The sequence below is a fragment of the Pasteurella canis genome, assembly GCF_900454865.1.
Classification (GTDB): domain Bacteria; phylum Pseudomonadota; class Gammaproteobacteria; order Enterobacterales; family Pasteurellaceae; genus Pasteurella; species Pasteurella canis.
The window spans coordinates 1-9296 of sequence record NZ_UGTV01000010.1; the positions used below are offsets into that span (position 1 = coordinate 1).

A 9296-nucleotide genomic window follows, 5' to 3' on the forward strand; every position below is an offset into this window, starting at 1 on the left:
TACGATAATGTGCAGTTAATAAGAAATAACGTACACTTTCTGCATTATAATGATTCAAAACATCACGGATAGTAAAGAAGTTGCCAAGTGACTTCGACATTTTTTCTTTATCAACCATGATCATGCCCGAATGAATCCAATAATTTACATAATCATTACCATGTGCACAACAAGATTGGGCTATTTCATTTTCATGATGCGGAAACATCAGATCGGAGCCGCCGCCGTGGATATCGAAATGTTCGCCTAGCTCTTTATAATTCATCGCAGAACATTCAATATGCCAGCCTGGACGACCAGCCCCCCAAGGCGATTGCCAACTTGGTTCTTCTGGTTTGACATTTTCCATAATACAAAAATCCATTGGGTTTTTCTTGATTTCTACGATTTCAACACGTGCACCTGCCTGCAATTGTTCAAGATTTTGACGAGATAATTTACCGTATTGACTAAAACTTTCTACATCAAACATCACGTCACCATTCTCTGCGACATAAGCATGTCCACGCTCAATCAGTTTTTGTACAATCGCAATAATTTCAGAAATATGGTGTGTAGCTCTTGGCTCAACGTCAGGACGTAAAACATTAAGTGCATCAAAGTCTTTGTACATTTCTAAGACCATACGATTAACGAGTTGCTCACAGCTTTCTTTATTTTCTAATGCACGTTTAATGATTTTATCATCAACATCTGTGATGTTACGTTACATAAGTTAATTGATAGCCTAAATAGCGTAGATAACGAGCAATAACATCAAAGCAAACAAAGGTTCGACCATGCCCAATATGGCATAAATCATAGACAGTAACGCCACAGACATACATCCCGACTTTACCTGCTTGTATAGGGGTAAAAACTTCTTTCTCTCTCGTTAATGTATTAAAAATTTTTAGCATTTGTTTGCTCTCTTATTATTCTTCAAAATTTAGTGAAAACAGACCGCACTTTTAGTTAGCGTATATGCACATACGCCTAGAATTGCCACTTTATAGCATTTCTTGGGCTTTTATGGAATAATAAACGCTTTGAAATTTCAGAGGATAATGGCAATGGTTACATTACACACAAATTTTGGCGATATTAAAATTGAATTAAATCACGAAAAAGCACCCATCACTGCGGAAAATTCTTAAATTACTGTCAAAGTGGTTTCTATAATAACACAATTTTTCACCGTGTTATTGATGGATTTATGATTCAAGGTGGTGGTATGGAAGTGGGTATGCGTGAGAAAAAATACCAATGCGCCAATCCAAAATGAAGCAAATAATGGACTGAGTAACAAACGTGGTAGCATTGCAATGGCACGTACTTCTGATCCACATTCAGCAACAGCACAATTTTTTATCAATGTTGCAGATAATACGTTTTTAGATCATCGTGCAAAAGAATTATTTGGTAAAAAAGTTGTACAAGAATGGGGTTATGCCGTATTTGGTGAAGTTGTAGAAGGTATGGATGTTGTCGATAAAATAAAAGTGTGCAAACTGGCAATAAAGGTTTCCACCAAGATGTACCAAAAGACGATGTTATTATTACTTCTGTCACTGTTGAATAATGAATTTCCCCTCAATTGAGGGGAGTTTTTTTAGGAATATCATTATGAAAATATTTAAAGTATTGAGTATCCTTAGTATTGGTTTATTAGCAGTTAGTACACAAGCAAAAATGTCGTTTTACATACTAACTACGGTGAAATCAAAATCGCTTTAGAGCAAGAGAAAGCACCTATTTCGAGTCAAAACTTTCTTCAATATAGTGAATCTGGTTTTTACAATGGAACAATTTTTCACCGAGTTATTGATGGTTTTATGGTGCAGGCTGGAGGCTTTGAGGTAGATATGAAACAAAAGAAAGCCAACGCACCTATCCACAATGAGGCAAATAACGGACTAAAAAACTTACGTGGTACAGTAGCAATGGCTCGTACTTCTGATCCCCATTCAGCGACATCGCAATTTTTTATTAATACTGGTAGATAATGATTTTTTAAATTTTAGTGCAGAAACAGCACGAGGGTGGGGATATGCGGTCTTTGGCAACGTGATTGAGGGTATGGATGTTGTGGATAAGATAAGCCAAGTGGACACAGGGCGTTCAGGGTTTCATCGTGATGTACCGAAGCAAGAGATAATAATTCAGTCAGTTACTGTTGAATAGGGCTTTGCATAATGGCATTTTTTGATACTCATACTCACTTAGACTATTTACAACGCGATACTGGTGAGTCGATTGAAACAGCTATTGAGTAATGCATTACAAGTAGGGGTCAATAAAATTTTGATTGTCTCTGTACTTGCTCAAGATTTCAATTTATTCAAAAAATGACCGCACTTTATCCTCAACATTTATATTATGGGCTTGGGTTACATCACTTTATATTGCCCAGCATAGCCAGCATGATCTTGTTTTATTAGAGAAAGCATTATCTGAACAGAGATTAAATTGTACGGCAGTAGCTGAGATTGGTTTAGAACGAGCGATTCCTGAATTATTAACAGATTTACTTTGGCGTAAGCAATGTGAGTTTTTAGAAGCACAACTTTATTTCGCAAAGCGATATGATTTGCCAGTTAATTTACATTCGCGTAAAGCACATGATCAGTTATTTACTTTTCTAAACGTATCCCACTAGCAAAACGAGGTGTAATACATGGTTTTGCTGGAAGCTATGAGCAAGCCAAGCGTTTTGTCGAGCTCGGTTATAAGATTGGTGTAGGAGGAACAATCACGTATCAGCGTGCCAATAAAACGCGTGATGCTGTTCGGCGTTTGCCTTTAGATTGTTTATTGTTAGAAACTGATTCACCAGATATGCCTGTATTTGGTTTCCAAGGACAAGTGAATCGCCCAGAGCGGGTATTTAATGTATTCCAATCTTTATGTGAGTTGAGAACAGAAACACCAGAACAGATAGAACAATGTATTTGGCAACAAAGTGTTGATTTATTTGCAAATGGAAATGGCTAAGTGAAACTTAGCCATTTTTGAGTGTGAGACTCGCTAGATATTTTTAACCAATAAGCGTAGATAGTCACGTAAATACTTGCCAATAAATGTTAATGTGCCTTGCTGTTCAATTTGACCTCTAGCGTATTGTGCACCTGTATTGATTACATTGTAATTAAAGGTTTTAACTGCTTTTTGCAGATAGTTACAAGTTTTTGTTTCGTGAATATCGAATCCACCGATTGTATTATGTACTTGTTTAGTCGTAAATAAACAGTCAAATGTACTTAATGGGTTCATAAATTTAGAAAGCCACATCAATAGATTAAATCCATCAAGGACTAAACGGGTGATTAATGACACGTCTTGTACTTGTAGCTTTCCACTAGCTAACCAAAGTTGTTGTTTATCTAAATAGGATAAAGATTGATAGATAAAATCGGGTGCTAAACGCAATTTAGGATTTAAAAATAGTAAACGCTCATACTTAGCTTTTTCTACAGCAAGATTTTTAGCAACATTTACTGCTTGTCCATCGAGTTGAATAAATTGTAAATCTAATTTATCACGATAGCTTTCAACAATAGCTTTATTTTGCTCTGTATTGCCTAAACTAGCCACAATAACCTCAAATTGTCGATGAGTCTGTGCTAATAGATCTTCTAGCAATATACCAAGTGATGTTTCAATAGGATCTAGAGTTAAAATAATGCTAACTGTGTTTGTTTTCATTGCGTCCTCCAACATAGTGAGTAATTTAAACAAGTATTACTTTACTAAAGAGATCTTAATGAAATCTTAAGTGTTAAGATTATTTAAAACGGTAGATGATTTGGTTTGATGACCCTCTCCATACTAGGCTAGGGTCTGCTTTTTCTTGTTCAAATTTACCATCAATAAGGACATCAATATAGGGCAAAATTTCACGCTGTAATCCGTCGAGCTCTTGTAATGTATAACCCGTCCACGCCCATATATCTTTTTCAGGACATTCTTGTTTAACTCTTTTTACGAAAGGTAAAAGCACAGCAATATTAGCTGGGTGTAAAGGATCTCCACCTGTCAGAGTTAGGCCTTGACGCTTGATTCGAGTATCTTTTAAATCACGGATAATTTGTTCTTCCATTGCATGATCAAAAGGAATACCAGCATTAAAAGACCAGCTTTTTTTGTTATAGCAACCTTTACAGGCATGAATACAACCGCTGACAAATAATGTACAACGTGTGCCTTCGCCATTAACAATATCAGTAGGGTAGTATTGAAGATAATTCATAATACTATTATTGCTTCTATATTAGGGATGATAGTCTGTTATTCATTATTTAAATTAATGTAAAAGAAAAAGAACTTATATGAATGTATATCTGGTATCAAAATATTTTTTTCTTATAAATTAGATTTTCCATAATAAGCAATTTGCTTACATTAAAAAGGGCTTTAAATAAGTCAGTTATCAACAGATCACTCCTCCCCGCTTTTTATAAAAAGGGGGGAGGGGGTAAAAGTAAATTACAAATGTTTCACGCGTCTTTTCACTTCTTCTTGCTTACCTGCGTTAAACGGTCTAGCATCGGGGCTACCTAAATAACCACAGACTCGGCGTGTTACAGATACTTTTTCACTGTCATGATTAAATTGGACAAGTAAAACCTTTACTCGTACATTCAAATTCGCCAGTGAAAAAGTATCTGTAACACGCCGAGTCTGTGGTTATTTAGGTAGCCCCGATGCTAGACCGTTTAACGCAGGTAAGCAAGAAGAAGTGAAAAGACGCGTGAAACATTTGTAATTTACTTTTACCCCCTCCCCCTTTTTATAAAAAGCGGGGAGGAGTGATCTGTTGATAACTGACTTATTTAAAGCCCTTTTTAATGTAAGCAAATTGCTTATTATGGAAAATCTAATTTATAAGAAAAAAATATTTTTGATACCAGATATACATTCATATAAGTTCTTTTTCTTTTACATTAATTTAAATAATGAATAACAGACTATCATCCCTAATATAGAAGCAATAATAGTATTATGAATTATCTTCAATACTACCCTACTGATATTGTTAATGGCGAAGGCACACGTTGTACATTATTTGTCAGCGGTTGTATTCATGCCTGTAAAGGTTGCTATAACAAAAAAAGCTGGTCTTTTAATGCTGGTATTCCTTTTGATCATGCAATGGAAGAACAAATTATCCGTGATTTAAAAGATACTCGAATCAAGCGTCAAGGCCTAACTCTGACAGGTGGAGATCCTTTACACCCAGCTAATATTGCTGTGCTTTTACCTTTCGTAAAAAGAGTTAAACAAGAATGTCCTGAAAAAGATATATGGGCGTGGACGGGTTATACATTACAAGAGCTCGACGGATTACAGCGTGAAATTTTGCCCTATATTGATGTCCTTATTGATGGTAAATTTGAACAAGAAAAAGCAGACCCTAGCCTAGTATGGAGAGGGTCATCAAACCAAATCATCTACCGTTTTAAATAATCTTAACACTTAAGATTTCATTAAGATCTCTTTAGTAAAGTAATACTTGTTTAAATTACTCACTATGTTGGAGGACGCAATGAAAACAAACACAGTTAGCATTATTTTAACTCTAGATCCTATTGAAACATCACTTGGTATATTGCTAGAAGATCTATTAGCACAGACTCATCGACAATTTGAGGTTATTGTGGCTAGTTTAGGCAATACAGAGCAAAATAAAGCTATTGTTGAAAGCTATCGTGATAAATTAGATTTACAATTTATTCAACTCGATGGACAAGCAGTAAATGTTGCTAAAAATCTTGCTGTAGAAAAAGCTAAGTATGAGCGTTTACTATTTTTAAATCCTAAATTGCGTTTAGCACCCGATTTTATCTATCAATCTTTATCCTATTTAGATAAACAACAACTTTGGTTAGCTAGTGGAAAGCTACAAGTACAAGACGTGTCATTAATCACCCGTTTAGTCCTTGATGGATTTAATCTATTGATGTGGCTTTCTAAATTTATGAACCCATTAAGTACATTTGACTGTTTATTTACGACTAAACAAGTACATAATACAATCGGTGGATTCGATATTCACGAAACAAAAACTTGTAACTATCTGCAAAAAGCAGTTAAAACCTTTAATTACAATGTAATCAATACAGGTGCACAATACGCTAGAGGTCAAATTGAACAGCAAGGCACATTAACATTTATTGGCAAGTATTTACGTGACTATCTACGCTTATTGGTTAAAAATATCTAGCGAGTCTCACACTCAAAAATGGCTAAGTTTCACTTAGCCATTTCCATTTGCAAATAAATCAACACTTTGTTGCCAAATACATTGTTCTATCTGTTCTGGTGTTTCTGTTCTCAACTCACATAAAGATTGGAATACATTAAATACCCGCTCTGGGCGATTCACTTGTCCTTGGAAACCAAATACAGGCATATCTGGTGAATCAGTTTCTAACAATAAACAATCTAAAGGCAAACGCCGAACAGCATCACGCGTTTTATTGGCACGCTGATACGTGATTGTTCCTCCTACACCAATCTTATAACCGAGCTCGACAAAACGCTTGGCTTGCTCATAGCTTCCAGCAAAACCATGTATTACACCTCGTTTTGCTAGTGGGATACGTTTTAGAAAAGTAAATAACTGATCATGTGCTTTACGCGAATGTAAATTAACTGGCAAATCATATCGCTTTTGCGAAATAAAGTTGTGCTTCTAAAAACTCACATTGCTTACGCCAAAGTAAATCTGTTAATAATTCAGGAATCGCTCGTTCTAAACCAATCTCAGCTACTGCCGTACAATTTAATCTCTGTTCAGATAATGCTTTCTCTAATAAAACAAGATCATGCTGGCTATGCTGGGCAATATAAAGTGGATGTAACCCAAGCCCATAATATAAATGTTGAGGATAAAGTGCGGTCATTTTTGAATAAAATTGAAATCTTGAGCAAGTACAGAGACAATCAAAATTTTATTGACCCCTACTTGTAATGCATTACTCAATAGCTGTTCAATCGACTCACCAGTATCGCGTTGTAAATAGTCTAAGTGAGTATGAGTATCAAAAAATGCCATTATGCCAAAGCCCTATTCAACAGTAACTGACTGAATTATTATCTCTTGCTTCGGTACATCACGATGAAACCCTGAACGCCCTGTGTCCACTTGGCTTATCTTATCCACAACATCCATACCCTCAATCACGTTGCCAAAGACCGCATATCCCCACCCTCGTGCTGTTTCTGCACTAAAATTTAAAAAATCATTATCTACAGTATTAATAAAAAATTGCGATGTCGCTGAATGGGGATCAGAAGTACGAGCCATTGCTACTGTACCACGTAAGTTTTTTAGTCCGTTATTTGCCTCATTGTGGATAGGTGCGTTGGCTTTCTTTTGTTTCATATCTACCTCAAAGCCTCCAGCCTGCACCATAAAACCATCAATAACTCGGTGAAAAATTGTTCCATTGTAAAAACCAGATTCACTATATTGAAGAAAGTTTTGACTCGAAATAGGTGCTTTCTCTTGCTCTAAAGCGATTTTGATTTCACCGTAGTTAGTATGTAAAACGACATTTTTTGCTTGTGTACTAACTGCTAATAAACCAATACTAAGGATACTCAATACTTTAAATATTTTCATAATGATATTCCTAAAAAACTCCCCTCAATTGAGGGGAAATTCATTATTCAACAGTGACAGAAGTAATAATAACATCGTCTTTTGGTACATCTTGGTGGAAACCTTTATTGCCAGTTTGCACCACTTTTATTTTATCGACAACATCCATACCTTCTACAACTTCACCAAATACGGCATAACCCCATTCTTGTACAACTTTTTTACCAAATAATTCTTTTGCACGATGATCTAAAAACGTATTATCTGCAACATTGATAAAAAATTGTGCTGTTGCTGAATGTGGATCAGAAGTACGTGCCATTGCAATGCTACCACGTTTGTTACTCAGTCCATTATTTGCTTCATTTTGGATTGGCGCATTGGTATTTTTCTCACGCATACCCACTTCCATACCACCACCTTGAATCATAAATCCATCAATAACACGGTGAAAAATTGTGTTATTATAGAAACCACTTTGACAGTAATTTAAGAAATTTTCCGCAGTGATGGGTGCTTTTTCGTGATTTAATTCAATTTTAATATCGCCAAAATTTGTGTGTAATGTAACCATTGCCATTATCCTCTGAAATTTCAAAGCGTTTATTATTCCATAAAAGCCCAAGAAATGCTATAAAGTGGCAATTCTAGGCGTATGTGCATATACGCTAACTAAAAGTGCGGTCTGTTTTCACTAAATTTTGAAGAATAATAAGAGAGCAAACAAATGCTAAAAATTTTTAATACATTAACGAGAGAAAAGAAGTTTTTACCCCTATACAAGCAGGTAAAGTCGGGATGTATGTCTGTGGCGTTACTGTCTATGATTTATGCCATATTGGGCATGGTCGAACCTTTGTTTGCTTTGATGTTATTGCTCGTTATCTACGCTATTTAGGCTATCAATTAACTTATGTACGTAACATCACAGATGTTGATGATAAAATCATTAAACGTGCATTAGAAAATAAAGAAAGCTGTGAGCAACTCGTTAATCGTATGGTCTTAGAAATGTACAAAGACTTTGATGCACTTAATGTTTTACGTCCTGACGTTGAGCCAAGAGCTACACACCATATTTCTGAAATTATTGCGATTGTACAAAAACTGATTGAGCGTGGACATGCTTATGTCGCAGAGAATGGTGACGTGATGTTTGATGTAGAAAGTTTTAGTCAATACGGTAAATTATCTCGTCAAAATCTTGAACAATTGCAGGCAGGTGCACGTGTTGAAATCGTAGAAATCAAGAAAAACCCAATGGATTTTGTATTATGGAAAATGTCAAAACCAGAAGAACCAAGTTGGCAATCGCCTTGGGGGGCTGGTCGTCCAGGGCATATTGAATGTTCTGCGATGAATTATAAAGAGCTAGGCGAACATTTCGATATCCACGGCGGCGGCTCCGATCTGATGTTTCCGCATCATGAAAATGAAATAGCCCAATCTTGTTGTGCACATGGTAATGATTATGTAAATTATTGGATTCATTCGGGCATGATCATGGTTGATAAAGAAAAAAATGTCGAAGTCACTTGGCAACTTCTTTACTATCCGTGATGTTTTGAATCATTATAATGCAGAAAGTGTACGTTATTTCTTATTAACTGCACATTATCGTAGCCAACTGAATTACAGTGAAGAAAATCTTAATCTTGCACAAGGTGCATTAGAACGTTTATATACTGCACTACGAGATACAGATCCAAAT

6 protein-coding genes and 8 pseudogenes are annotated in these 9296 nt (G+C 35.7%); 7 read left to right on the plus strand and 7 right to left on the minus strand.

Features of this window, described 5'->3' with window-relative positions; all coding sequences use genetic code 11:
- Positions 1–899: pseudogene (cysS, locus tag DYE19_RS00475) on the minus strand (cysteine--tRNA ligase); the annotation flags it as partial.
- A gap of 153 nt (positions 900–1052) precedes the next feature.
- On the opposite strand from cysS (DYE19_RS00475), the pseudogene DYE19_RS00480 reads away from it, so the two are divergent.
- The 3 pseudogenes from DYE19_RS00480 to DYE19_RS00490 all read left to right on the plus strand — a co-directional run bounded on the left by DYE19_RS00480 (position 1053) and on the right by DYE19_RS00490 (position 2973).
- Positions 1053–1561: pseudogene (locus DYE19_RS00480) on the plus strand (peptidylprolyl isomerase).
- Positions 1562–1700: 139 nt separating this feature from the next.
- A pseudogene (locus DYE19_RS00485) lies at positions 1701–2163 on the plus strand (peptidylprolyl isomerase).
- Between the two features lie 11 nt (positions 2164–2174).
- Positions 2175–2973, plus strand: a pseudogene (locus DYE19_RS00490) (TatD family hydrolase).
- A gap of 33 nt (positions 2974–3006) precedes the next feature.
- On the opposite strand, the gene DYE19_RS00495 reads toward DYE19_RS00490, so the two are convergent.
- From DYE19_RS00495 to nrdD, 3 genes and pseudogenes are all read right to left on the minus strand, one after another.
- On the minus strand, positions 3007–3684 hold the full coding sequence (locus DYE19_RS00495) for a glycosyltransferase family A protein (protein WP_167409462.1): 678 nt from the start codon (positions 3682–3684) through the stop codon (positions 3007–3009).
- Between the two features lie 79 nt (positions 3685–3763).
- Positions 3764–4228 carry an anaerobic ribonucleoside-triphosphate reductase-activating protein gene (gene nrdG, locus DYE19_RS00500; RefSeq protein WP_115322270.1) on the minus strand — a complete coding sequence of 155 codons (465 nt, stop codon included), beginning with the start codon at positions 4226–4228 and terminating at the stop codon, positions 3764–3766.
- Positions 4229–4464: 236 nt separating this feature from the next.
- A pseudogene (gene nrdD / locus DYE19_RS00505) lies at positions 4465–4651 on the minus strand (anaerobic ribonucleoside-triphosphate reductase); the annotation flags it as partial.
- 27 nt (positions 4652–4678) lie between these two features.
- On the opposite strand from nrdD, the pseudogene DYE19_RS11605 reads away from it, so the two are divergent.
- The 3 genes and pseudogenes from DYE19_RS11605 to DYE19_RS00520 all read left to right on the plus strand — a co-directional run.
- Positions 4679–4744, plus strand: a pseudogene (locus tag DYE19_RS11605) (hypothetical protein); the annotation flags it as partial.
- Between the two features lie 236 nt (positions 4745–4980).
- The gene (gene nrdG / locus DYE19_RS00515; RefSeq protein WP_115322270.1) at positions 4981–5445 is read left to right on the plus strand and encodes an anaerobic ribonucleoside-triphosphate reductase-activating protein; all 465 of its coding nucleotides are present in this window, start codon (positions 4981–4983) and stop codon (positions 5443–5445) included.
- A 79-nt stretch (positions 5446–5524) separates the two neighbouring features.
- A complete protein-coding gene (locus DYE19_RS00520) occupies positions 5525–6202 on the plus strand; it encodes a glycosyltransferase family A protein (RefSeq protein WP_167409462.1) in 678 nt (225 codons plus the stop codon).
- A gap of 33 nt (positions 6203–6235) precedes the next feature.
- On the opposite strand, the pseudogene DYE19_RS00525 reads toward DYE19_RS00520, so the two are convergent.
- The 3 genes and pseudogenes from DYE19_RS00525 to DYE19_RS00535 all read right to left on the minus strand — a co-directional run bounded on the left by DYE19_RS00525 (position 6236) and on the right by DYE19_RS00535 (position 8159).
- Positions 6236–7036, minus strand: a pseudogene (locus DYE19_RS00525) (TatD family hydrolase).
- A 12-nt stretch (positions 7037–7048) separates the two neighbouring features.
- Positions 7049–7606 (minus strand): peptidylprolyl isomerase, encoded by a 558-nt coding sequence (locus tag DYE19_RS00530; protein WP_082303082.1) that lies wholly within the window; start codon positions 7604–7606, stop codon positions 7049–7051.
- A 43-nt stretch (positions 7607–7649) separates the two neighbouring features.
- On the minus strand, positions 7650–8159 hold the full coding sequence (locus tag DYE19_RS00535; protein ID WP_115322271.1) for a peptidylprolyl isomerase: 510 nt from the start codon (positions 8157–8159) through the stop codon (positions 7650–7652).
- 153 nt (positions 8160–8312) lie between these two features.
- Between DYE19_RS00535 and cysS (DYE19_RS00540) the strand changes: the two are divergent.
- Positions 8313–9296: pseudogene (gene cysS / locus DYE19_RS00540) on the plus strand (cysteine--tRNA ligase); the annotation flags it as partial.

Bases quoted from the DNA above. Each gene is read 5' to 3' on its own strand.
- DYE19_RS00495 (WP_167409462.1), bottom strand. From the start codon at position 3,684: ATGAAAACAAACACAGTTAGCATTATTTTAACTCTAGATCCTATTGAA.
- nrdG (WP_115322270.1), bottom strand. From the start codon at position 4,228: ATGAATTATCTTCAATACTACCCTACTGATATTGTTAATGGCGAAGGC.
- nrdG (WP_115322270.1), top strand. From the start codon at position 4,981: ATGAATTATCTTCAATACTACCCTACTGATATTGTTAATGGCGAAGGC.
- DYE19_RS00520 (WP_167409462.1), top strand. From the start codon at position 5,525: ATGAAAACAAACACAGTTAGCATTATTTTAACTCTAGATCCTATTGAA.
- DYE19_RS00530 (WP_082303082.1), bottom strand. From the start codon at position 7,606: ATGAAAATATTTAAAGTATTGAGTATCCTTAGTATTGGTTTATTAGCA.
- DYE19_RS00535 (WP_115322271.1), bottom strand. From the start codon at position 8,159: ATGGTTACATTACACACAAATTTTGGCGATATTAAAATTGAATTAAAT.